The organism is Erwinia psidii (genome assembly GCF_003846135.1).
In the GTDB taxonomy this organism is placed as follows: Bacteria; Pseudomonadota; Gammaproteobacteria; order Enterobacterales; family Enterobacteriaceae; genus Erwinia; species Erwinia psidii.
On the sequence record NZ_RHHM01000003.1, the window covers coordinates 287,436 to 311,417 of the forward strand.

The window sequence follows — 23,982 nt, forward strand, 5'->3', positions numbered from 1 at the left end:
TTTAGCACCATCTGAATTTTTTTACTTCATACCTTAGCCGTCGAAATACGCCGATCAGGTAGCGCTATTCTTCCCATTGCCCCGCTGCAAATAATCATAAACTTTCGCTGTGTCTGGCCGATAACCACGTAGTTCACTCTCCGTGTTGACTACAGAAGGAAACATTATGACGACTATATCAACCCTGGGAATCGGCTCGGGCCTTGACTTAAGCACTATTCTGGACAACCTGGAAACGGCTGAAAAAGCCACCCTGACGCCCATTTCAACGCAGCAGACTTCTTATACTGCCAAGTTGAGCGCCTATGGCACATTAAAAAGTGCGCTGACCACCTTTCAGACAGCGAATACCACGCTGAATAATGCTGATTTATTTTCCTCAACAAAAGCAACCAGCACCACCAGCGCCGTCAGCGCCACAACAACAAGCGGTGCCGTTGCCGGTAAATACAGTATCAGCGTGTCACAGCTGGCCACGGCCCAGACGCTGACTTCCGGCGTACAGACCACCAACTCCACCGCCATTGCCAGCTCTGACAGCACTATCACCTTGCAGAAAGCAGATGGTTCAGCGGCGGTGAATATTTCTGTTACTGCGGCTAACTCTTCGCTGACCGGCATTCGTGATGCCATCAACAAAGCCGACGCCGGTGTGACCGCCAGCATCATTAAAACCGGTGACGGCAGCTACCGCCTGTCGCTGAGCTCTGACGACACCGGCTCAGATAATGCGATGACCGTCGCCGTCAGTGGTGACAGCACCCTGCAAAGTTTTCTGGCCTATGACGGCACGTCAAGCAGCAATATGACCGAAAGCGTCACGGCGCAAAATGCCAAACTGACGGTGAACAACGTCGCCATCGAAAACAGCAGTAATACCATCAGTGATGCGTTGGAAGGCATCACGCTGAATCTGAGCGATGTCACCTCAGGCAACCAGAGCCTGACGATTACTAAAGATACCTCTGGGGCCTCATCTGCCATTACTAACTGGGTGAATGCCTATAACGATCTACAGGATCAGTTTTCCAATCTGACCAAATATACTGCGGTAGATGTGGGTTCTGATGCACAGGACACCAGCAACGGTGCGCTGGTGGGTGACAGCACGCTGCGCACCATCCAGTCACAGCTGAAAAGCCTGTTAACCAACGCCGCCAGTACCTCAACCTACAAATCGCTGTCACAGATTGGTATCACCAGCAACCCCTCTACAGGTGAACTGTCGGTGGACTCCACCACGCTCGACAGCGCACTGAGTTCTAACGCTGACGGGGTGAAAGCGATGATTATCGGCGATGGCAAAACCACCGGTATTTCAACCACTATCGCCAGCAGCCTGACCGGCTGGTTATCAAGCACCGGCATTTTGCAGGCCGCGACGGATGGTGTCAGTAAAACGCTGAACAATCTGACAGATCAGTACAACACTCAGAGTACCCGTATTGACGCGATGGTTGCACGCTACAAAACCCAGTTTACCGCGCTGGACGTCCTGATGAGTAAACTCAACAGCACCAGTAGCTATCTGACTACGCAGTTCGATACGTCAAGCAGTACTTCAAGTAGTTCATCCTCATAAGGAGACAACATGTATAGCGCACGCGGCACCAAAGCCTATGCAAAAATTGGGGTGGAAAGCGCGGTGATGAGCGCCAGCCCTGACCAACTGGTCACTTTACTGTTTGACGGGGCGCTCAGCGCCCTCGTACGTGCCCGGTTATTTTTGCTCGATGGCAATATCGCAGGCAAAGGAGAGTCGCTCTCCAAAGCCATCAATATTATTGAAAATGGTCTTAAAAAAGGTCTGGATGAAAACAGCGGCGACACGCTTGCTGATAATCTGGCCGCCTTGTATCGCTACATGGTGCAACGTCTGTTGCAGGCAAATCTGCACAATGACAGCGAAGCGATTCAGGAAGTCGAAACGTTGCTACGCAACATTGCCGACGCCTGGAAAGAAGTTTCAGGAACCACAGCTCTTCAGGATGCCGTTTAAATGAATATTGCGCCGCACATGCTCACGATTTACCAACAGCTGTTAGTACTTAGTCAGACGATGCTGCGTCTTGCCAGCGAAGGTAGCTGGGAAGAATTGATCGAAATGGAAGTCGTCTATGTCAGTGCGGTGGAAAAACTGGCGGAATGCACCAGGCAAACCCCCGTTCCGATACACGTTCAGGATCAGTTACGTCCTGTTCTGCAGCATATTCTGGATAATGAAGCTGAAGTGAAAAACCTGCTGCAAGCACGGATGACCGAACTCTCATCACTGATTGGTCAGGCAAGTCGGCAGAAATCCGTTAATAAAGCCTATACCCGGGTGCAGGGAGTGGTACTGTTTCCACAAGAACCGGGCGGCATCTGACAGATACCGTGGTATGAATCTTACCCATTACGTCCGACGGGCCAGCACAAGATAAAATATCCGCGCCGGTCCGCGCTTTTTTTACCGCCTGCATCATACTTCAGTCATCCCTGTTGATAACCGGAGTACGCCAATGCAAAACCCCACGCTGTTGCAATTCTTCCACTGGTATTACCCCGATGGCTGCAAACTCTGGCCTGAAGCCGCGGAACGTGCAACATGGCTGGCCGAAACCGGTATCACCGATGTCTGGCTTCCGCCCGCATACAAAGGTGAATCAGGTGGCTATTCGGTTGGCTATGACACCTATGATCTCTTTGACCTTGGCGAATTCGAGCAGAAAGGCTCGCGTGCCACCAAATATGGCGATAAAGAGCAGCTGCTTGCTGCGGTCAACGCGCTGCGCGCTGCTGGCGTTGGCGTCATCATGGATGTGGTGCTCAATCATAAAATGGGCGCTGACGAAAAAGAAAATGTGCAGGTGAATCGCGTCAATCCAGATGATCGCGAAGAAATTGCTCCCGAGGTGATCGACGCAGAAGCCTGGACCCGCTTTACCTTTCCGGTGCGCGCCGGTGCGTACTCAAAGTTTGTCTGGGATTTTAAATGCTTCAGCGGCGTTGACCATATAGAAAATCCTGATGAAAACGGCGTATTTAAAATCGTCAACGACTACACCGGCGAAGGCTGGAACGATCAGGTAGATGATGAACTGGGCAACTTCGACTATCTGATGGGAGCCAATATTGATTTCCGTAATCATGCGGTGACCGAAGAGCTGAAGTACTGGGCGCGCTGGATGCTGGAACAGATGCCCTGCACCGGTTTCCGCCTTGACGCGGTTAAGCACATTCCCGCCTGGTTCTATAAAGAGTGGATCGATCATATTCAGCAGGTGGCAGAGCAGCCGCTGTTTATTGTGGCGGAATACTGGTCCCATGAGGTCGATAAGTTGCAACAGTATATTGACCAGGTGGACGGTAAGACCATGCTGTTCGACGCACCGTTGCAGATGAAATTCCACAACGCCTCACGCGAGGGAGCAGATTATGACCTCAGCACAATTTTCAACGATACCCTGGTCGGGGCCGATCCCTGGCATGCGGTGACGCTCGTCGCCAACCATGACACTCAGCCACTACAGTCGCTGGAAGCACCGGTAGACCCCTGGTTCAAACCGCTGGCCTACGCGCTGATCCTGTTACGTGAACAGGGTGTACCGGCCGTGTTTTATCCCGATCTGTTTGGTGCCAGCTATGAAGATAAAGGTAACGACGGTGAAAATTATCAGATTGAAATGCCAGTTATCCCGGAGCTGGAGGCATTGATCCGCGCCCGTCAGCTGTACGCGCACGGCGTGCAGACGGAATGGTTCGATCATGCCAACTGCGTGGCCTTCGCCCGCCGCGGCACGGAGGAATATCCCGGCTGTGTGGTGATTATGTCCAATGGTGATGAGGGTGAAAAAAGCCTGCCGCTGGGAGAGGAATTTGCCGGTAAACGCTGGCGTGATTATCTCGGACACCGTGAAGAAACCGTGTGCGCGGATGAGGAAGGCAACGCCATCTTTCACTGTAATGCCGGCAGCGTCAGCGTGTGGGTGACAGAGGCGTAACGCAAAAGCCGTGCAGATCTTTGCTGCACGGCTTTACGCCGGTATCAAAACTTACTGTTTTTCAGCGTTGATTTATGGTGTGATTTGCCCCCGGTGGACGCCGCGTTGGCAGGTGACGCCACCGGCCTGTCGCCCAGATGCTTCAGCGCGTCCTGGCATTCCGCAGTGGGCTGGTTAACCTTTTGCATCACCAGTTTGTCGTAATACAGCGTTGCGCCTTCCGACTCCAGCGTCATTACCCGCGACTCATTATTCACATTGACCCAATCACCGCTGAACTGCGTGATTTTACCTGGCTTGGCGATCACCCGCTGCCACTGACGGCAATCCAGCGTGTCTCCGCTGGCATTGATTATCAGGCTGGCCACCGCCTCCTTACTCACCAGGCCTTTCTGTGGCCCGACCGTCTGCCAGTTTCCCTCCAGACTGGCGGGCGGCGGCGTTTTCACAGCGCTCTGGTAATTGGGTATCCGGGCACAGCCAGACAGAGCCACCGCAACGGCGGCAGCTAACATCCACTTTTTCATTTTCCGTTCCTGACTCGTCGACCAGGCGCTAACTTATAATGTCTTCAGAGCCACCGCAAGCAAGATGGTGGTACGGCCGCTTTTCACTTTGGCCTGGCTGGGGGTAAACTGACGGGTATCTTTCTGTGCAGGACCCGTTATGAAAACTATCGAAGCCTATTACGCCATCGCGAAACGTCTTTTCCTTGAGGCGCATCCTGAAATAAAAGCCGCCATCGCCGACCTGAGCGAGGAGGATGCAGCAACATCAGGTATGAGTCTGCCACAGTTGCAGGCAATGCAGACCGATCGCGCCTACTGCGCATTTACCCGTGAGAAAAAGCTGGATGGCATGCTGTTCGCCATTCAGCTGGCGGAACCTGATAAAGCGGTAGCGGCACAGGCCATTGAGACTTATTTACACCAACACGCTGCCGCCCTGGGAATGAGCTGGGAAGCGTTCTGCATCAAAAACGAACTCTAGACCACCCTGCTTCTGATTTGCCCCGGTCACCGCTGAAAACAGGCGGTGACGTACCTGCCATCACATCAGCGACAGATAACATCACAGAGCATTGCTTTATGTCATTTGGTCACGTATGTTAAGAAATTATTAATTTGTATCCCTGTACTGAGCCGTTAATCTGGCTGCCTTGCGCCGTTCAGAGTTAACTAACCACCCCCTTTATTTGCCCTGAAAGAACTCTGAGCAGCTAAATGCAACAACATAGATATAAGTTCGTTCAGGTAATATTGTTTTTTTTCCTGTCATTCGCCTTAACCATCCTGGGACACCTCTGTTACTCTGATAACTGTACCAGTCTTTTCTGGCCTGCTAACGCTGTACTCACCGGATTATTGATCCGTTTTCCACAGCTGGACTATCGGCTTATTTTACCGGCGATTTATCCCGGGCTGGTTGTGGGAAACATCCTTAACGGCGTCCCGTTACTGTCTTCCATACAATACGATGTCGCCAATATGGCTTTTATTGTTACGGCATACGCGGTGTTGCTGTCGACACATCTGACCCAGCCTTACCCGCGTCGCCTGCGCGCCTTAATCAGGGTTTTTCCTGCATCGTTGATTGCGGCAGCGGTCTGCGCTGGCATCGGCAGTAATATCAGCCAGGTGCCCCTTCACAGCGATCTCACCAGGATTTGGCTTATCTGGTTCTGCGAACAGCTTTCAACCGCTATTATGCTGCTACCGTTGGTCATCACCCTGCCACGCCGCCATGAACTGCCCCAGCTGTTTCACGATCTGAAAACTTCGCCGCTCTTACCGCTGGTGTTGTTGGTTATATGCACGGTGACAGGTATGCGAATTGGCGGAAGCAGTAACCTGTTGTTCCCGTTGCCCGCGCTGATGTGGTGTGCCATCAGCTATCCGATCTTCTTTACCTGTTTGCTGACGATGATCACAGGCATAAGTGAAATCGTGCTGGTTGCCAGTACTCTGCTGAATATTCAGGAAACGGATGGCATTTTCCGTATTGAGAGTCTTGCTCCTGTCCGGCTTGGGATGGCGGCGATGGCCATCAGTCCGCTGATTGTGGCACTGAGCACCACCGCAAACAAAAAGCTGGTAGCCCGGATCACCCGGCGTGCAGATTATGATTTCCTCACCGGGGCGCTGACCCGCAGTGGGCTGTCATCCCGGCTTGATGCGATAATGGCCCGCAGTGACAGACAGGGCGTGTTCTGTGGCGCCGTATTCATTATTGATATCGACCACTTCAAAAAAATCAATGATAACTGGGGCCATGCCGCCGGAGATTATGTCCTGGCGAAAACCGTAGAGCGTATCCGTCAGTCTCTGCAACCTGGTGCGATCATCAGCCGGATGGGCGGTGAAGAGTTCCTGGTGCTGATGAACGGTATTTCAAGACCACGCGCTTATCTGATCGCAGAGCGCCTGCGACTCAATATCGAGAAGCATTCACTGGCCCTTAACGGAGAAGATCTGAGTGTCACCATCAGTATTGGCACCAGCATGCTGAACAATACGCATGACGGCAGCCTGGATGCCTCGATCAACGAGGCGGATGAACAGCTTTACATTGCCAAAAGCAGCGGCAGAAACCGTGTCAGCCCTGAATTTGTGTTTTAAACCCTGCTAATCTGATACGCCCCGCCATCATGCCTTGTGTTGGCGGGCCATACCTGCTGACGAACAACTGCCGCTAATTTGCTCTGCATCAAGAAAAACGGAATGGCAACCTGATTCAAAAAGCGGTTGAGTATTTGTTTACCGTTCCCTCGTTATATTCACTTCAGAAAATAAAGCAGTGCCGGACCACTTTCTTTCAATGAGGTTTAATATCCCATGACTAACAGATTATCTGTACAGGAAAGCAATATCAGATTATATAGTAAAACACCCCGTAAAAACGTCAGACAACTGGCCTGGATAACCGTATTGACCTTCTCAGGCTGCGTGTGGTTTTTTGCGGCAACGGTACTGTTTTTATATTACTGCAACGGCTGAAAACGATCCCGCCGCATAATATAATGCCGAATGTCGTCAGGTCAGCCTTCCCTAATTTAAGCCGTTACTTGTTCTGATATGCTGTTACGCTGAGTGAAGCTGGTTTACTTTAACGGAGTAAGTTTTAATTAAATGTATTTAGTTACTGATTAATGTTATCAATCAGATTTATTCAAGACAGTTATATTCAGCGTGTTATTTGAATTTCCAAAACGGAGAGATATTTTCATCAGCCTTGCCGGGTCTGCAGATATTTTTCAGCCATTTTCTGTTGTGCTAACAGTGAAACTACCGGTTTCTGTCGCTGCCCTCACCTACAGAGACGTGGGCATACAGACAACAAACCCGCTATCCTCGGCGGACAGGACATTTTCAGCCAGCGGTTAACTCAACCGGCACGTTCATCAGATAACCAGACGCCGTTTTGTCAGTATGACAACCTTACCGATACCCTGTTGATCAACCGATGGCGGGTTCTGTTACCCCTACGACCTTAACGGTGCTAACCGGATATAACACCAGTGTACTTCACGAAGCGACTACTTATCTTGCAATCGTGTTAACCATGCCGGGAAGAGTATGCTGCTGTCTTTTTTTTACGCTATCGAGAAAATCCTCATCTGTACCATCTGAATATCTGGCACTGAGCAAAAGTTCTTCTGGCCTTTATTAAACAAAGCCATCAGCCTGCCAGGGACAACCTTGTCCGATAATTTGTACCATGTATTTATCGTGACCAGATTACTAACATAACGTTATCAAAAAACTTAACATACACATTCAGGTAATATCATCACAACATCGGCTCCACGTGCTGTTTTCGTTTGCCTCTGACATTGAAAAAATGCTATAAAACGCCATTGCTCAAACAGGATCCATGGCCATGCCCAGAGTTAAGTCCCTTTCAAAAAAACTGGCTGTAAAACTTTATCTGGATACTCACTTCACTGTCAGTTCGCTTGCTGAAACTTTCAGAACTAAACGTAAGTCCAACCTCATACATGAAAACAGACAGCCGGCAGAACTGGTTGTTGTTATGGCATTGTACGAGAAGGGTTTGTTACGTAAAGACGTTGAAAAATTTCTCACTGCATTGAAGAAAAAGGGAGCAATGATTATTGCTGCCAATACCTCTGCACTGGCTAAAGCGGAAACAGAAAGGGTATCTCATCTTATTGATGTCTACATTGAAAGAGATAATCTTGGCCGTGATTTTGGCAGCTATAAAGAATGTTTCGACTATTTTTATCAAAATAAAATAAATCAACACTGCAAACGTCTGATCATCTGCAACGACAGCGTATTTTACAGTACTGATGGTCTGGATGTTTTTATTGAAGAAATGGTTAAAACCGAAAAAAATGTACTGGGTGCAACTGAAAACCATGATATCGAAAGGCATCTCGGCTCTTTTTTTATCAGTGTCTCAGAAAAAGTTGTAAACAGTAAAAAGTTTATTGATTACTGGTCAAATTATAAGAAAACCAACGTTCGACCAAAAATAATAAAAAATGGTGAATTAGGTCTATCCAGAGTGCTTAAATCGCTTAGCTGTGGCGACGATGATTTTGTTTCACTTTACAACGCTCATAGTATTGAAAAGCAGACAACAAACATTCGCGATATTATCAAATTAATCAGTCTGATGAGAGATGGCGATGCTTTCTCTGGCTCATCGATAAGCCTTCAGGACAGGTTCTGCGAAAATATAGTGATTGATTCCTATTTCAAAAAATATATGAAAGGGATCCTGATTCTTAAACATAAAAATTATTACCTTAATGAAGATTACTATAACGACGAAATGGATAACGGTTCTCATTTCATCAGCTTTCTGGAATGGCTGGATCATTTAGCCGTACCGGGGTCAGAGCCGAGCAAAGATTTGGTTACTGCGTTAAAAAGCGTTTGCATTGAGTTAATTGTCCAGGGTTCGCAGATACATCTTAATGGACTGGTTTTCAGGAAAATGGGACTGCCTATTATAAAACTTGATCTGTTGTACAGATGCGCTTACAGCATGTTTGACATCATCAGGCTTAGTGAATTGATATCGGATGGGCAGGAAGCTGAAGAGTTCAAAAAGATTATCTTTGCAAGACCAGCCGGAAAGAACTTCCATTTTGGTTTTAAAAAACTCGCATTCAAACACGGTTATATTTAGCTGGTAGCAGCAAAACGCTGGTATCATCATGCGTTTTGCTTTTTAGCCATTCGCCACTGCAATTGAGATCGGCATCAAAACGATCGCCGATTACACCACTTATCGTCTTCCCCGCCATTGACCGTCACCCGCTTTAGCCACCGCCGTTAATCAGCGTCATCACCTTACCTTATTTGGACTTAACCCTGTTACAGCGGCAGGCTGCTACGCCATTGCCAGACCTCACCGTTTGTGATGCCACCTTCTCTCTTCAGAATGCTGTCTGACAGTGAATACCCCTGCCTCAGGGTAAGACAGAGGTGGGCGAATCCAACAATCGGGCCACTTATGAATGTATTTAATGTTCTGTATGTTAAATCTGTCTTAAGTTGATATAGTTACGTTACTCTCGTTTTTTTCAACTTTGTTATTGAGCCAAATTATGCCTGATAAACTGTGCACGAACACCACTGAAGAGACCATTGCTTCAGCGTCTGATCCCTTTGTTGATAAACTACACCAGCTAAGACCAGACATCCCTGCCTCTGATATCAAAAATATGATCCTTAACAGAGAGAAATATTATGCGAAAAACATTGATGTGGCTGAGTCAGGAATGTGTGCCGTTACACATTTCTTCGATTATGGTTTGAAAGAAGGTCGTGGGTTTTCAGTGCCTGAATTACGCCACAAGAAAACATATCCTGACAACCCTTACAGTACAACGATGATTCATTCAGGTTTTCCGAAGACCAGTGGGACAAATCTATATCGGGGGACATTTCCCTATGAGAACAAGAAAAATGTAATATTTAACCATATTGACCGCACACTAAAAGAAACCATAGTAAATATATTTTCTTCAGGCGCGATTATTTTAATTCGCCCCAATTACGATCCTGTTACCATATATATTATGATGCTGTGCAACAGATTAGGGGTGAAGGTTACGCTGGATATTGATGATTTGATGCTCCCGGAATATGTCAGTTTCCAGGGTGCGGTCAGATCAAGAGACTTTGATGAACTGGATTTAAAAAAAATACTGGACAGGGATTCCTCGTTACTTCTGCTTGCGGACAAAATACTCTGCTCAACGCCCGAACTTGTTGAGATATACAGCAAGTCCCACAGCAATGTTTCATTGCTAAGAAATAAACTTCCTGTCAGATTTTCTGCAAAATACCAGAATAAAAACACTGATAATACAGCACCTCTCAGGCTTCTGTATCTTTCAGGAACTAAAACACATGTCATGGATTTTAGCGTAATATCTGGTGTATTAATGAACCTCGCCCAGTCCCGCAGGAATAATATTGAAATTACGTTTCTTGGTACGATTGGAAACTATGCCAGAGCCTTTAAGGCGGTTGGTGCAACGGTAAATGAAAGCGGAGTGGTTGGTTTTGAAAAAATGCTGGAAATAATATCCCGACATGATGTTGTGTTAGTGCCTCTTGAAGAGACGGTTTTCAACAATTCGAAATCTAATATTAAATTCATTGAGGCTGCCGCAGCGCATGTCCCGGTGATAGCATCACCCGTTCGTGAATTCAGTCAATATATTGTGCATGGGGTGAATGGATGGCTTTGCAGGACAGCGGATGAATGGCACGATCTTATCTCAGAACTTATTGACAACAGGCACCTGTTGGCTGAAGCAGGCAAACAGGCTTTTCTGACCTTCAGAGCGGAGTTATCTTATGAATAATAATCAATACCCCGTGTTCAGCTTAATCATCCCACCGTCATTAACCGATGAGGTAACCCCCGAAATATTGCGGTGTTTTTTTTCCGATGTTTACCATCGTGCCAGAATGCAAAAGGAAGCATTATTCATCATCGCCAGGGGAAATAAAGGTGATGCAGTGGACTATATTGACTGCGCCCTTGAGTTGAGGCCTGACAATGTTTTAATTTATGGCTTAGAAGATGATATCTGGTTTTATGGCGTTGAAAGTCTGAACGATTTGGCAGCAATATCAGCGGCCACACTCAGGTTGCAGAAACAGACAATATTGCCGGCCGGTGCTTCCTGAAACGGATGTCATTACCCCGGTTCGGCAGGATATTGTCCTGGTGCAAGCGCCATCGTTGCCCTCTGCCAAAACGTCAATACCATTGATAAAACCCACCACGGTTTTATCGCCACATATAGGGCAAGAGCGGCATCACCGCCTCAGGTCTGGCGGAGAACCGTATCACTCCATATAAGCAGCGCTGTTTTCGTAGCAGCTGATCCCGATAGTATCGCCTGACAGCCGGAACACGGTGGTTACCGGATGGTTTACCCGGTTTACGATTGCTGGATGACGGAAAATGATGAGGCGTGGCCAAACATCATCATGGCCGAACTGAATGACGTTGCCCCCCCCTGGCGCAGGAAAAAACGCATAACGTGGATAGCGAGCTCAGGCCGCGGGAATTTCAGATTCATGTCGCAAATAACAGGCGCATCAGATCAACAGCGCGCCTACAGTCTGCTTGAATTACCAGATGCCATAAATGCTAATATAATGATATCGTTGAATAATTACAGATTATCGAATATGCATTCAGACTGTTCAGATTAAAAGGTAGTCAGTGAATTTTGCATAGAAACACAATAAAATATTTTTAGCGTGTTTATATAACAAGGAGAGACAAGCCGTGTTTGATCCGTCCACGCGCCGGTTTTTTGTACCTGCCATTAAGAGCCGGGCGTTGCCGGCCATGTGATGTCAGCTGTCATTGAGGTGTCAACACGCTTCAACAGAACGAGGTATTTCTTCCATTCCGTCAATTTAGCCGCTTCGTCATCTGTTGCAATATCGAGATCGACCGCATCCTGTCGTCACTCAATTTCAGCCCTGGCGCTATTCATTAACGCTGTTTTGTTGAGAAGCGAGCGATATCAGTTGCTTTTTGCTAAGAGCAGCCCGTTCGAACCAGACAGGACAACCATCAGCAGCATCCAGCCTCTGCTCTTACAATGGTGTCTGCTTGCGGTATCTGGCTGTTTATTCATCTGTCGCTAATACATTACGTTTCATCATTATATCTGCCATCATCTTTCCAGGCTTCAGAAATAAGGTAAGCAGTGATGGAAAAAAGAAGCCCTACCAGTCCAGGCATACTTATGCATGCTGGTCACTGTCAGCTGGTGCCAGGCCAGACCATGTTCCCAGTCAGACAGGGCACGCTGATGCACAAATAGTGTACCGGATATGGCACCTGGATGGAGGAGAACTGCACCCAGCAACTGACGTTGATGAACGCCAAATTAAACGAGTTTGTGCTACAGGCGTGCTACGACAAGGAGGCTATGCAGTTATATTTTATTTATTCAATAGGTTAACAAACTAGACCTGCATATTCATAATGTCGGTGTAGGCACTGACCAGCTTGTTACGCACCTGGATACCCATCTGCATCGACACGGATGATTTCTGCATATCCACCATCACGTCATTCAAATTGACACCTGTTTTGCCCATTTCGAAATCCTGCGCCTGAGTGCGCGCCTCATTCTGTGTGTCACTGATTTTATTCAGCGCCGCCTTCAGCTCATCGGCAAAGTCAGCCTGGCTGCTTGCGTCAGTGCTCTTGCCACTGGCCTGAGCAGCGGCGGTTTGCAGCTGCTGCATCACACTCTCAATACCCTGAATTGCCATCGTCTTCTCCGGTTGTTTTACAACGGTTATTTTCACTGCTGCAAAACTTAACACAGAGTCAACCGGACAAAGCCCCTAAATGAGAGCAAAAATTATGGCTTATCCACCCATCGAATTTCCTGTTTAAGAAAATAATGGCAGGTATCAGAAGTGAAAATTTTTTGTAAGTCGCCCAGGGAGTCAGTTTTGTTACGACACTACACGAAACAGTCCGGTCAACTGTCAGGCAGGAAAGAGTCATGAATGCAACTGTCACGCAGGATCAACCAGAGAAAAAAGGCCTGAACGACCTTTTCGCTCGCCTTCGCGCTAATCCTCGTATCCCGATGATCATTGCAGCGGCGGCGGCGATTGCTATCGTCATCGCCCTGGTATTGTGGGCAAGACAGCCAGACTACCGTGTGCTGTACAGCAACCTCAGCGATGAGGACGGCGGCGCGGTTATTACGCAACTGACCCAGATGAACATTCCCTACCAGTTTGACGAAAAGAGCGGCGCCATTACCGTACCCGCAGAAAAAGTCTACGAACTGCGCCTGCGCCTCGCCCAACAGGGGCTGCCAAAAGGTGGCGCGGTGGGCTTTGAACTGCTGGATCAGGAGAAGTTTGGTATCAGTCAGTTCAGTGAACAGGTGAATTATCAGCGTGCTCTGGAAGGTGAACTTTCACGTACCATCGAAACGTTAGGACCGGTAAAAAACGTTCGTGTACATCTCGCCATGCCGAAACCAACCCTGTTTGTACGCGAGCAGAAATCACCTACCGCTTCGGTCACGCTGAACCTGCAACCCGGCCGTGCCCTTGACCTGGGCCAGGTCAGTGCCATCGTGCACATGGTGTCCAGCAGCGTTGCCGGTTTGCCACCTGGAAATGTGACCATCGTTGACCAGGCCGGTCACCTGCTAACCCAGTCCGATAATGCCGGCCGCGACCTGAATGATGCACAGCTGAAATACGCTAACGATGTGGAAAGCCGCTATCAGCAACGTATTGAGGCGATCCTCAATCCCATCGTTGGCAACGGTAACGTTCATGCCCAGGTGACCGCACAGATCGACTTTAACAGCCGTGAACAGACTGACGAAAAATATCAGCCTAACAGCGATCCTGCGAATCAGGCTATCCGTTCACGTCAGACCAATAACAACGAACAGATTGGCGGCCAGTCTCAGGGTGGTGTTCCCGGAGCGCTCTCCAACCAGCCGGCACCGGCTAACAGTGCGCCCGTCACTACGCCAAATAACAACAATAACAATCAGGCGAATGGTAACACGGCGAATAACAACGCTAACCAGAATAACAATACCAAGAGCAATGTCCCGTCCAATACCAGTAACGCCAATACCACCAACTATGAAGTCGACCGCACCATTCTTCATACCAAAATGAATGTGGGAGAAGTCCAGCGTCTGTCGGTTGCCGTCGTGGTTAACTATAAAGCGGACGCGGCCGGAAAACCGATTGCACTGAGCGATGCCCAGATTAAACAGATTGAGAACCTGACACGCGAAGCAATGGGCTTTTCTGATAAACGCGGTGACAGCCTTAACGTGGTCAACTCGCCGTTTAACGACACAGCCGAAACCGGTGGCGACCTGCCTTTCTGGCAGCAGCAGTCGTTTATTGATGAGCTGATGCAGGCCGGACGCTGGCTGTTGGTGCTGATTGTCGCCTGGGTACTTTACCGCAAGCTGGTTCGTCCACAGCTGCGTCGTAAAGCAGAGCAGGATAAAGCGATCGCGGAAGCAATGACACTCTCCCAGCAGAGTCGTGACACAGAAAATGATGCGGTTTCCGTCAAGCTGTCAAAAGATGAGCAAGATCAGGAACGTAAATCTCAGCACCGCATGAGTGCTGAGGTAATGAGTCAACGTATTCGTGAGATGTCGGAAAACGACCCACGCGTGGTGGCTCTGGTCATTCGCCAGTGGATGAAGGATGAATAATGAGTATGAATGGTACTGAAAAAAGCGCCATCCTGATGATGACGATTGGCGAAGACCGCGCCGCGGAGGTATTCAAACACCTCAACACCCGTGAAGTGCAGCACCTGAGTGCTGCCATTTCTAATATGCGACAGGTTTCCCATAAGCAGCTGACTGAAGTGCTGCGTGAATTTGAAGTCGACGCCGAGCAGTTTGCCGCCCTGAGCGTCAATTCCAATGATTATCTCCGCAGCGTGCTGGTGAAAGCGCTGGGTGAAGAGCGCGCCTCCAGCCTGCTGGAAGACATTCTCGAAACCCGCGAAACCACCAGTGGCATGGAGACGCTGAACTTTATGGAACCGCAGGCAGCGGCCGATCTGATCCGCGACGAACATCCGCAGATCATCGCCACCATCCTGGTTCATCTCAAGCGTGCTCAGGCGGCGGATATTCTGGCTCAATTCGACGAGCGTCTGCGTCACGATGTCATGCTGCGTATTGCCACCTTCGGCGGCGTACAGCCTGCCGCGCTGGCAGAACTGACCGAGGTGCTCAACGGCCTGCTCGATGGTCAGAACCTCAAAAGGGCGAAGATGGGCGGCGTGAGAACCGCAGCGGAAATCATCAACCTGATGAAAACTCAGCAGGAAGAAGCGGTTATCGAAGCAGTACGCGAGTTCGACGGCGAACTGGCACAGAAAATTATCGACGAGATGTTCCTGTTCGAAAACCTGGTGGATGTCGACGACCGCAGTATTCAGCGTCTGTTGCAGGAAGTGGAGTCCGAATCGCTGCTGGTCGCCCTCAAAGGATCCGAGCAGCCGCTACGCGAGAAGTTCCTGCGCAACATGTCGCAGCGTGCGGCAGATATTCTGCGCGACGACCTCGCAAACCGTGGGCCAATGCGTATGTCTGCGGTAGAAAACGAGCAGAAAGCCATTCTGTTGATCGTCCGCCGTCTGGCCGAAAGCGGCGAGATGGTGATTGGCGGCGGCGAGGAACAGTATGTCTGATAATGCATCAATGCCCTGGCAACGCTGGCTGCCCAATGATCTGGGGCAGCTGAATAAGCCGCTGATCGAAATACCGGTCGAGCCAGATGAAGTGCCAGACGATCACATCAACCAGCAGCAGTTTGAGCTGGAACAGTTGCAGACGCAGGTGCGTAATGAAGCACAGGGCCTGGGCTATGCAGAAGGACAGCAGAAAGGATACGGTGAAGGTCAGAAAGCGGGTTATGAGGCCGGATTTCAGCAGGGGCTGGAAGATGCGCAACAGCAGCAGGCCCCCTTGCAGGCGCGGATGCAGCAGCTGGTTTCTGAATTTAACCAAACCCTGGAAGCGCTTGACAGCGTGATCGCCGCCCGCCTGATGCAAATGGCGCTGGAAGTCGCCCGCCAGATCATAGGCCAGGCACCGCACGTTGATGGCACCGCCCTGCTCCGGCAGATTCAGGGGATGATTCAGCAGGAGCCGATGTTCAGTGGTAAGCCTACGCTGCGCGTCCATCCCGACGATCTGCCCCGTGTTGAGCAAAACCTGGGGGCGACGCTCAGCCTGCATAACTGGCGGCTGGTTGCCGACAGCACTATCCATCCGGGTGGCTGTAAAGTCAGTGCAGAAGATGGCGATCTGGATGCCAGTATTGCCACCCGCTGGCATGAGCTTTGCCGCCTGGCGGCACCGGGAGAACTGTAATGACCACCCGCCTTTCACGCTGGCTGGGCGCGCTTGACGCCTTCGAACGCCGTCTTGGTCAGTTGCCGGAAGCGCGCCGCTATGGCCGACTGACGCGTGCGACCGGTCTGGTGCTGGAAGCAACCGGTCTGCAACTGCCGCTCGGTGCTACCTGTGTTATCGAACGTGCCGACGCCAACGGTGTTACCGAAGTGGAAAGTGAAGTGGTGGGCTTTAATGGTCAGAAACTGTTTCTGATGCCCCTGGAAGAAGTTGAAGGGATTTTACCCGGCGCACGCGTCTACGCGCGCGTCGTGGGTGACAATCAACAAAGTGGTAAACAGCTGATGCTTGGCCCGGAGTTGCTGGGTCGCGTACTGGATGGCAGCGGTCGCCCGCTGGACGGTCTGCCCTCACCGGAGACCGGCTATCGGGCACCACTGATTACCCCACCCTTCAATCCGCTACAGCGCACGCCCATCACCGATGTACTTGATACCGGCGTCAGGGCCATCAACGCTCTGCTGACCGTCGGGCGAGGCCAGCGTATGGGGCTGTTTGCCGGTTCCGGCGTTGGTAAAAGTGTGCTGCTGGGAATGATGGCCCGCTACACTAAAGCTGATGTCATTGTGGTCGGTCTGATCGGTGAACGTGGACGTGAAGTAAAAGACTTTATTGAAAATATTCTTGGCAGTGAAGGCCGTGCTCGCGCGGTGGTGATCGCAGCACCTGCCGATGTCTCGCCGCTGCTGCGTATGCAGGGTGCCGCTTACGCCACCCGTATTGCGGAAGATTTCCGCGATCGCGGTCAGCATGTGTTGCTTATTATGGATTCACTGACCCGCTACGCGATGGCACAACGTGAAATTGCACTGGCAATCGGTGAGCCACCGGCGACCAAAGGCTATCCACCGTCGGTTTTTGCCAAACTGCCCGCGCTGGTGGAACGTGCCGGAAACGGCATTGATGGTGGCGGTTCCATCACCGCCTTTTATACCGTTCTCACCGAGGGCGATGACCAGCAGGACCCGATTGCCGACTCCGCGCGCGCGATCCTCGATGGTCATATTGTGCTCTCGCGCCGTCTGGCTGAGTCGGGCCATTATCCGGCCATTGATATTGAAGCTTCGATCAGTCGCGTAATGGCACATCTGATCGATGAAAAACATTATGCACGGGTGCGCCAGTTCAAGCAGCTGCTGTCAAGCTATCAGCGCAACCGCGATCTGGTCAGCGTCGGAGCCTATGCCGCAGGCAGCGATCCGATGCTGGATAAAGCGATCAAGCTCTACCCTGAACTGGAGACTTTCCTGCAACAGGGCATGTTTGAACGCAGTACCTTCGATGATGCCTGCCTGCATTTACAGGCCATTTTCGGTTAACCGTGGGAGTTGAGCATGAGTAAGCAAGCCTCACCCATCACGACACTGTGCGATCTGGCACAGAAAGATTTGGACAAAGCCGCCCTTCAACTGGGGGAAGCCCGCAGGGCACAAAAGCAGGCTGACGAGCAACTGTCTATGCTGCTCAACTACCAGGATGAGTACCGCAAAACCCTCAATAACAATATGTCAGAGGGAATAAACAGTACCCGCTGGCACAATTATCATCAGTTTATTGCCACGCTGGAAACCGCCATTGAGCAGCACCGCCAGCAGCTGTCGCACTGGGACAGCCGGGTAGAGAAAGCGCTCAGTTACTGGCGTGATAAACAGAAGCGGCTGCACGCCTACGAAACATTACAGGCACGTGCGCTGGCGAACGAATTATTACAGGAAAACCGTCTCGATCAGAAACGGATGGATGAATTTGCCCAACGGGCATCATTGAGGAAAGGCGAATGAACACGTTGCCCATTGTTGTCAATGCCACCAAAGTCACCACCACTACCACAGCCTCATCAGGTTCTGCGGTGACGGCTGGCGACGCCACCACCGACGTAAGCCTGGGAGAAACCACCCAGGACACGGGTGCGCAGGGCTTTCTGAGCCTGTTGGGAAGTAAATTAATGACCCTCGCCAAACAGGCGAAGACCGCGGTACCCACTACGGCTACTGACAGCAACACCACAAACGTTTCCGACAGCAGCCAGTCAGCCAAAGCAAAGCTCAATAAACTGCTTAGCGCTCTGAACCAGCCGGAAACCACCTCCGGGCTGTTAGCGTCAGCGAAACTAACGGTAGCCAGCAAAACGGATAAAACCGACACGGACATCAGCACAGAAAATGCCACGGCGACCACCTCCACACTTAGCAACGGTGATATGCAGGCATTGCAGGCGCTGTTTGCCATGTTACCGCCGACGCAGCAGCAGGTAACCGCCCAGGTGAACAGCAGCACTGCCGCGCAAAGTGATGACAGCATCAAAAGTGACAAGCAGGCGACGCTGGCATCCCTGTTGTCGGGCAATGACACCGCCAGCACAACGGTTGACGAAGATACCGTTACGGTAAAAGGCAACGATAAGAGCGACAGGTTTTCTGCAGCCTCTTCACTGACCAATAATACGGCTACCGGTTCCGCCAAAAATACCCCTGACACCAGCCAGCTGGACACCGCATTCCAGCAGGTGCTGAATCACGTCACTAAGGACAGCGAAAAAGAGAATTTAAGTTCGCCCGCCTCATCGACGATAACCAGTAATGTAACCAGTGCCGCTTCAGCAGCCTTGACGCCCGTCACCACCACCACGGTAACCGCCCCCGCCACCTCTCAGCTGAGTGCACAGTTGGGTAGCCCGGAATGGCAACAGGCGTTGAGCCAACAGATTGTGATGTTCAGCCGTAACGGACAGCAGACCGCTGAACTTCATCTACATCCACAGGATCTGGGTAGCATCCAGATCAGCCTTAAACTGGATAACGACCAGGCACAACTGAGCATGGTTTCCGGCCACAGCGAGGTCCGCGCTGCGCTTGAAGCCGCTCTTCCTCAGCTTCGCACTGCACTGGCCGAGAGCGGTATAAACCTGGGTCAAAGTAATGTGAGTAGCGACGCGTTTCAGCAAGGACAGAGCTTCAGCGGTCAGCAGGAGCAACAGCGCAATAACAGTGGCGGTAACACATTCAGTCTTACAGCAGAAAACGACAGTGACGTAACCGCTATCTCCGTGCCGACCAGCTTGCAGGCGCGTGCAGGCGGCAACAGCGCTGTTGATATTTTCGCCTGACGGCAACAAACGCAAAAGCTAACGGCAAAACCCGCGCTTTTTCTGCCAATTGCTTCGTGCAGGACACGGGATAATCTGCACATAACGCCGTAGGAGAGCGGATTACGTTGTATCGCTCCCTTCGAAAATAATCACAGGAAGTTATAGCTCATATGACCGATAAGAAAGCCAAAAGCGGCAAACGTAAGCTCCTGATTCCGTTAATACTACTGGCTTTAGTGGTGGTTGGCGGCGTGGGTGGCTATTTCGTCTGGCGCATGATGAAGGCTCCCGCTGACACCACTCAGGCAGCCAAACCTGAGCCACCCCCAGCGCCGGTCTTCTTCGCCCTGGATACGTTCACTGTTAATCTGATTAACCCGGATAACGATCCAGACCGCGTGTTGTATGTCGGTTTCACCCTGCGCCTTCCCGACGAAGATACCCGTCGCCGGATGAATGATTACCTGCCCGAAGTCCGCAGCCGTTTACTGCTGCTGCTGTCGCGGCAGAACGCGTCTGCGCTGGGTAATGAGCAGGGCAAACAGGAACTGGTGAATCAGATTAAAGCCGTGCTGGCTCCCCCGCTGGTTCCCGGCCAACCTCAGCAAAAAGTGAATGATGTCCTGTTCACTGCCTTTATTCTGAGGTAAGAAAATGGGCGACAGCATTCTTTCACAGGCAGAAATTGATGCACTGCTTAATGGCGACAGCGACAGCGCGGCAGAAGAAAGTGTCAGCAAGAGCGGCGACAATGATATTCGCCCCTATGATCCCAATACGCAGCGCCGTATGGTGCGTGAGCGTTTACAGGCGCTGGAGATCATTAACGAACGCTTTGCACGTTCTTACCGGATGGCGCTGTTTAATCTGCTGCGCCGTAGCCCGGATATTACCGTCGGTGCGATTAAGATTCAGCCTTACCATGAGTTTGCCCGCAATCTACCGGTGCCAACCAACCTGAACCTTATTCATCTCAAGCCCCTGCGCGGTACGGCACTGATGGTGTTTTCACCCAGCCTGGTTTTTATTGCCGTCGACAACCTGTTCGGCGGAGATGGTCGTTTTCCGACCAAAGTGGAAGGACGTGAATTTACTGCAACCGAACAGCGGGTGATCCGCAGAATGCTCAAGCTGGCTCTCGAGGGTTACAGCGAAGCGTGGAAACCGATTTATCCGCTTGACGTGGAGTATGTGCGTTCTGAAATGCAGGTTAAGTTCACCAATATCACCACCTCACCGAATGATATCGTGATCACCACACCGTTCCAGGTAGAAATCGGCAACCTGATTGGCGAGTTCAATATCTGCATCCCGTTCAGCATGATTGAACCGCTGCGTGAAACCCTGGTTAATCCGCCACTGGAGAACTCACGGCAGGAAGATCATCACTGGCGTGAAACCCTGGTTAAACAGGTTCAGCATTCTGAGTTGGAGCTGATTGCTAATTTTGCCGATGTGTCGATGCGCATTTCACGCCTGCTGGCGCTGAAACCGGGCGACGTGTTACCAATTGACAAGCCGGAACGCATCATCGCCCATGTTGATGGCGTGCCGGTATTAACCAGCCAGTACGGCACCCTGAATGGGCAATACGCACTGCGCGTGGAACATCTGATAAACCCGATTTTGAATTCGATGAATGAGGAACAGCCCGATGAGTGACACCAAGAAGCCGTCCGAAGACGACATCTCCGCGGACGACCTGTGGGCTGACGCACTGAATGAACAGTCCAGCAGCGCACCAACTGAAGGGGTGTTTAAATCGCTGGAAAGTAATGAAATCGCCGGTTCATTACAGGACATCGACCTGATTATGGATATTCCGGTCAAACTGACCGTTGAGCTGGGCCGCACCAAAATGACCATCAAAGAGCTGCTGCGCCTGACCCAGGGATCAGTGGTAGCCCTTGACGGGCTGGCCGGGGAGCCGCTGGATATTCTGATTAACGGTTATCTTATTGCTCAGGGTGAAGTGGTGGTGGTGGCCGACAAATACGGTGTACGTATTACCGACATCATCACCCCGTCAGAACGTATGCGCCGTCTGAGCCGTTAATATGAATAATACCACCAGCCAGAGTCAGCAACCCACCGTAACAGGACAGCCTGCTATATCCCCTGCGTCAACGCTGACGCAGGTCAGTAGCGTGCTGGCAATTATTATTCTGTTTATTATCGCCTGTGCCTGGCTAGCGAGACGCCTTGGATTTACCCCTAAACGCGGCCGCGCGGGCCAGAGTTTGTCGGTCAGCGCCAGTTGTCAGATTGGCCAGCGTGAACGTGTGGTGATTGTTAATGTCGAAGACGCCCGGTTGGTACTGGGCGTTACCGGTCAGCATATCTCTTTGCTGCATACTCTGCCGCCAGCACCGGCAGAGGAAAATCCCGGCGCGCCAACAGCCCCGGCAGATTTTCGCCAGGCTTTCCAGCAACTCCTTAAACGCCCCGGAAAGCCAGAATGAAACGCGCTTTTATCCTGCCCGGTCTGCTTCTTTTGCTGGCACCCACCGTTCATGCTCAGTTGCCGGGTCTTATCAGCCATCCAATGGCGAACGGTGGACAGAGCTGGTCGTTACCGGTACAGACGCTGGTGTTTATCACCTCGCTGACCTTTCTGCCCGCTATTTTGCTGATGATGACCAGTTTTACCCGCATCATTATCGTGTTTGGCCTGCTGCGCAACGCGCTTGGTACGCCCTCCGCCCCACCAAACCAGGTCTTGCTTGGTCTTGCGCTGTTTCTGACTTTTTTCATCATGGGACCGGTGTTCGACAAAATTTATCAGGATGCCTATCTGCCCTTTAGCCAGGACAGGATCAGCATGGAAGTGGCGATAGATAAAGGTGCACAGCCGTTACGGGAGTTCATGCTACGCCAGACCCGTGAAGCCGATCTGGCGCTGTTTGCCCGCCTGGCCAACAGCCCACCCTTGCAGGGACCGGAAGCCGTTTCAATGCGTATTCTGCTACCTGCCTATGTCACCAGCGAGCTGAAAACGGCCTTTCAGATTGGCTTCACGGTGTTTATTCCGTTTCTGATTATTGACCTCGTGGTGGCCAGCGTATTGATGGCGCTGGGAATGATGATGGTCCCACCAGCCACTATCTCACTGCCTTTTAAACTGATGTTATTTGTACTGGTGGACGGCTGGCAGTTACTGATTGGATCGCTGGCACAAAGTTTCTATTCATAAAAGAAAGCGTAACAACGCCTGAAAATTACCCTTTTTGCCCGGAGTCGCTTATGACACCTGAATCGGTTATGGTCATTGGTCACGATGCAATGCAGGTTGCCCTGGCGCTGGCAGCCCCGTTGCTGTTGGCGGCGCTGGTCAGCGGCCTGCTGATAAGTCTGTTACAGGCAGCCACCCAGATCAACGAACAAACGCTGTCATTTATTCCCAAAATTCTTGCCGTGGTGGCAACCATTGTGGTCGCCGGACCGTGGATGTTGAACCTCATTCTCGACTATATGCGCACGCTGTTTAGCAACCTGCCGAATATGATTGGCTGATGTTAAACCTAGACAGTAGCCAAATGTTGATGTGGGTGGGCCAACTGTTCTGGCCACTGGCCCGCATTATGGCGTTGATTATGACCGCCCCGTTACTGAGCGAGAAATCCATCAGTAAAAAGGTCAAAATTGGTCTGGGCCTGATGATCACCTATGTATTACTTCCCTCGCTGCCGCCGGTAAGGGTTACGCTGTTTTCCGCCGATGGCTTCTGGTTATTGCTGCAACAAATACTCATTGGTGTGGCAATTGGTTTCACCATGCAGTTTGCTTTCGCCGCCGTACGTACTGCCGGAGAGGTGATTGGTTTGCAGATGGGACTCTCCTTTGCCACCTTTTTCGATCCTGCCAGCCGGTTGAATATGCCTGTGCTGGCACGGTTTCTTGATATTCTCGCCATGTTGCTGTTTCTCACCTTCAACGGGCATCTTTGGCTGATCTCAATGGTGGCGGACAGTTTTCATACGCTGCCGATTGGCGGCGATCCGGTTAATGGCAACGCTTATCTGGCCCTGACTAAAGCAGCAGGCATGATTTTCCTTAATGGACTGCGATTAGCGTTACCGCTGATAACTCTGCTCCTCACCCTTAACCTGGCCCTGGGTTTGTTAAACCGTGTTACACCTCAGCTATCTGTTTTTGCTATTGGCTTTCCCATTACCTTATCGTTCGGCATCATATTTATAAGTCTGGTAATGCCGCTACTGGCACCATTTTGTGAACATCTCTTCAGTGAAGTATTTGATTTACTCGCGAGTATTCTCAGCGAACTTCCTTCCAAATAAATTAATCAATTCTCTTTCACACAGTAAGTTATTCTTAAGCAAAAAGAATGTTTACTAGCATTTTTCGAACCACTTTTATAAGAATCATCTTAAGGATATTCTGATAAACACCCCCTAAACATGAAAAATATTCTTATTGAATCGTGATTAGCGTAT

General features: G+C 50.6%; 25 protein-coding genes and 1 pseudogene. 22 read left to right on the forward strand and 4 right to left on the reverse strand.

Annotated features, from left to right (window positions below):
* The first annotated feature begins 166 nt into the window (after positions 1–166).
* The 4 genes from fliD to amyA all read left to right on the forward strand — a co-directional run bounded on the left by fliD (position 167) and on the right by amyA (position 3,983).
* A complete protein-coding gene (gene fliD / locus EB241_RS05860) occupies positions 167–1,582 on the forward strand; it encodes a flagellar filament capping protein FliD (protein ID WP_124232272.1) in 1,416 nt (471 codons plus the stop codon).
* Positions 1,583–1,591: 9 nt separating this feature from the next.
* Positions 1,592–1,999, forward strand: coding sequence for a flagellar export chaperone FliS (fliS, locus tag EB241_RS05865; RefSeq protein WP_124232273.1), 408 nt, complete (start codon positions 1,592–1,594; stop codon positions 1,997–1,999).
* On the forward strand, positions 2,000–2,368 hold the full coding sequence (gene fliT, locus EB241_RS05870; RefSeq protein WP_124232274.1) for a flagella biosynthesis regulatory protein FliT: 369 nt from the start codon (positions 2,000–2,002) through the stop codon (positions 2,366–2,368).
* A gap of 133 nt (positions 2,369–2,501) precedes the next feature.
* The gene (gene amyA / locus EB241_RS05875; protein ID WP_124232275.1) at positions 2,502–3,983 is read left to right on the forward strand and encodes an alpha-amylase; all 1,482 of its coding nucleotides are present in this window, start codon (positions 2,502–2,504) and stop codon (positions 3,981–3,983) included.
* 44 nt (positions 3,984–4,027) lie between these two features.
* Here the strand turns inward: amyA and yedD are convergent, their stop codons facing one another.
* A complete protein-coding gene (gene yedD / locus EB241_RS05880) occupies positions 4,028–4,510 on the reverse strand; it encodes a lipoprotein YedD (protein ID WP_124232276.1) in 483 nt (160 codons plus the stop codon).
* A 139-nt stretch (positions 4,511–4,649) separates the two neighbouring features.
* Here yedD and EB241_RS05885 point away from each other — a divergent pair, with 139 nt between their 5' ends.
* The 3 genes from EB241_RS05885 to EB241_RS05895 all read left to right on the forward strand — a co-directional run bounded on the left by EB241_RS05885 (position 4,650) and on the right by EB241_RS05895 (position 9,143).
* On the forward strand, positions 4,650–4,973 hold the full coding sequence (locus EB241_RS05885; protein WP_124232277.1) for a DUF6388 family protein: 324 nt from the start codon (positions 4,650–4,652) through the stop codon (positions 4,971–4,973).
* A gap of 233 nt (positions 4,974–5,206) precedes the next feature.
* Positions 5,207–6,601: a GGDEF domain-containing protein gene (locus tag EB241_RS05890; protein ID WP_124232278.1), complete on the forward strand. Its 1,395-nt coding sequence runs from the start codon at positions 5,207–5,209 to the stop codon at positions 6,599–6,601.
* Between the two features lie 1,255 nt (positions 6,602–7,856).
* Entirely contained in the window at positions 7,857–9,143 is a 1,287-nt protein-coding gene (locus EB241_RS05895) for a rhamnan synthesis F family protein (protein ID WP_124232279.1), read from the forward strand.
* Here the strand turns inward: EB241_RS05895 and EB241_RS20860 are convergent.
* Positions 9,124–9,261 carry a hypothetical protein gene (locus EB241_RS20860; RefSeq protein ID WP_158612384.1) on the reverse strand — a complete coding sequence of 46 codons (138 nt, stop codon included), beginning with the start codon at positions 9,259–9,261 and terminating at the stop codon, positions 9,124–9,126. The two genes, EB241_RS05895 and EB241_RS20860, sit on opposite strands and share 20 nt — an antisense overlap.
* 303 nt (positions 9,262–9,564) lie before the next feature.
* Here EB241_RS20860 and EB241_RS05900 point away from each other — a divergent pair, with 303 nt between their 5' ends.
* Positions 9,565–10,833, forward strand: a complete 1,269-nt coding sequence (locus EB241_RS05900; RefSeq protein ID WP_124232280.1) for a glycosyltransferase — start codon at positions 9,565–9,567, stop codon at positions 10,831–10,833.
* On the forward strand, positions 10,826–11,161 hold the full coding sequence (locus EB241_RS05905; RefSeq protein WP_124232281.1) for a hypothetical protein: 336 nt from the start codon (positions 10,826–10,828) through the stop codon (positions 11,159–11,161). Before EB241_RS05900 ends, EB241_RS05905 begins: the two co-directional genes overlap by 8 nt.
* Before the next feature lie 650 nt (positions 11,162–11,811).
* Here EB241_RS05905 and EB241_RS05910 read toward each other — a convergent pair.
* A pseudogene (locus tag EB241_RS05910) lies at positions 11,812–11,940 on the reverse strand (tail fiber assembly protein); the annotation flags it as partial.
* A gap of 523 nt (positions 11,941–12,463) precedes the next feature.
* On the reverse strand, positions 12,464–12,775 hold the full coding sequence (gene fliE, locus EB241_RS05920; RefSeq protein ID WP_124232282.1) for a flagellar hook-basal body complex protein FliE: 312 nt from the start codon (positions 12,773–12,775) through the stop codon (positions 12,464–12,466).
* A 239-nt stretch (positions 12,776–13,014) separates the two neighbouring features.
* Here fliE and fliF point away from each other — a divergent pair, with 239 nt between their 5' ends.
* The 13 genes from fliF (at position 13,015) to fliR (ending at position 23,826) form a co-directional block, all read left to right on the forward strand.
* Positions 13,015–14,721, forward strand: a complete 1,707-nt coding sequence (fliF, locus tag EB241_RS05925; protein WP_124232283.1) for a flagellar basal-body MS-ring/collar protein FliF — start codon at positions 13,015–13,017, stop codon at positions 14,719–14,721.
* Positions 14,721–15,713: a flagellar motor switch protein FliG gene (gene fliG, locus EB241_RS05930; protein WP_124232284.1), complete on the forward strand. Its 993-nt coding sequence runs from the start codon at positions 14,721–14,723 to the stop codon at positions 15,711–15,713. Before fliF ends, fliG begins: the two co-directional genes overlap by 1 nt.
* Positions 15,706–16,398, forward strand: coding sequence for a flagellar assembly protein FliH (fliH, locus tag EB241_RS05935; protein WP_124232285.1), 693 nt, complete (start codon positions 15,706–15,708; stop codon positions 16,396–16,398). The genes fliG and fliH overlap by 8 nt, the downstream gene beginning before the upstream one ends.
* Positions 16,398–17,759 carry a flagellar protein export ATPase FliI gene (fliI, locus tag EB241_RS05940; protein ID WP_124232286.1) on the forward strand — a complete coding sequence of 454 codons (1,362 nt, stop codon included), beginning with the start codon at positions 16,398–16,400 and terminating at the stop codon, positions 17,757–17,759. The genes fliH and fliI overlap by 1 nt, the downstream gene beginning before the upstream one ends.
* A 15-nt stretch (positions 17,760–17,774) precedes the next feature.
* Positions 17,775–18,221 (forward strand): flagellar export protein FliJ, encoded by a 447-nt coding sequence (gene fliJ, locus EB241_RS05945; RefSeq protein WP_124232287.1) that lies wholly within the window; start codon positions 17,775–17,777, stop codon positions 18,219–18,221.
* Positions 18,218–19,546: a flagellar hook-length control protein FliK gene (locus EB241_RS05950; RefSeq protein ID WP_124232288.1), complete on the forward strand. Its 1,329-nt coding sequence runs from the start codon at positions 18,218–18,220 to the stop codon at positions 19,544–19,546. Before fliJ ends, EB241_RS05950 begins: the two co-directional genes overlap by 4 nt.
* Positions 19,547–19,698: 152 nt before the next feature.
* Positions 19,699–20,178: a flagellar basal body-associated protein FliL gene (gene fliL / locus EB241_RS05955; RefSeq protein ID WP_124232289.1), complete on the forward strand. Its 480-nt coding sequence runs from the start codon at positions 19,699–19,701 to the stop codon at positions 20,176–20,178.
* Between the two features lie 4 nt (positions 20,179–20,182).
* Complete coding sequence (gene fliM, locus EB241_RS05960) at positions 20,183–21,190, forward strand: flagellar motor switch protein FliM (RefSeq protein WP_124232290.1); 1,008 nt, start codon at positions 20,183–20,185, stop codon at positions 21,188–21,190.
* A complete protein-coding gene (gene fliN / locus EB241_RS05965) occupies positions 21,183–21,584 on the forward strand; it encodes a flagellar motor switch protein FliN (RefSeq protein WP_124232291.1) in 402 nt (133 codons plus the stop codon). Before fliM ends, fliN begins: the two co-directional genes overlap by 8 nt.
* A 1-nt stretch (position 21,585) precedes the next feature.
* The gene (gene fliO, locus EB241_RS05970; RefSeq protein WP_124232292.1) at positions 21,586–21,990 is read left to right on the forward strand and encodes a flagellar biosynthetic protein FliO; all 405 of its coding nucleotides are present in this window, start codon (positions 21,586–21,588) and stop codon (positions 21,988–21,990) included.
* The gene (gene fliP, locus EB241_RS05975; protein ID WP_124232293.1) at positions 21,987–22,721 is read left to right on the forward strand and encodes a flagellar type III secretion system pore protein FliP; all 735 of its coding nucleotides are present in this window, start codon (positions 21,987–21,989) and stop codon (positions 22,719–22,721) included. The genes fliO and fliP overlap by 4 nt, the downstream gene beginning before the upstream one ends.
* A 50-nt stretch (positions 22,722–22,771) precedes the next feature.
* Positions 22,772–23,041 carry a flagellar biosynthesis protein FliQ gene (fliQ, locus tag EB241_RS05980; protein WP_124232294.1) on the forward strand — a complete coding sequence of 90 codons (270 nt, stop codon included), beginning with the start codon at positions 22,772–22,774 and terminating at the stop codon, positions 23,039–23,041.
* Positions 23,041–23,826, forward strand: coding sequence for a flagellar biosynthetic protein FliR (gene fliR, locus EB241_RS05985; protein ID WP_124232295.1), 786 nt, complete (start codon positions 23,041–23,043; stop codon positions 23,824–23,826). The genes fliQ and fliR overlap by 1 nt, the downstream gene beginning before the upstream one ends.
* Positions 23,827–23,982 lie beyond the last annotated feature (156 nt).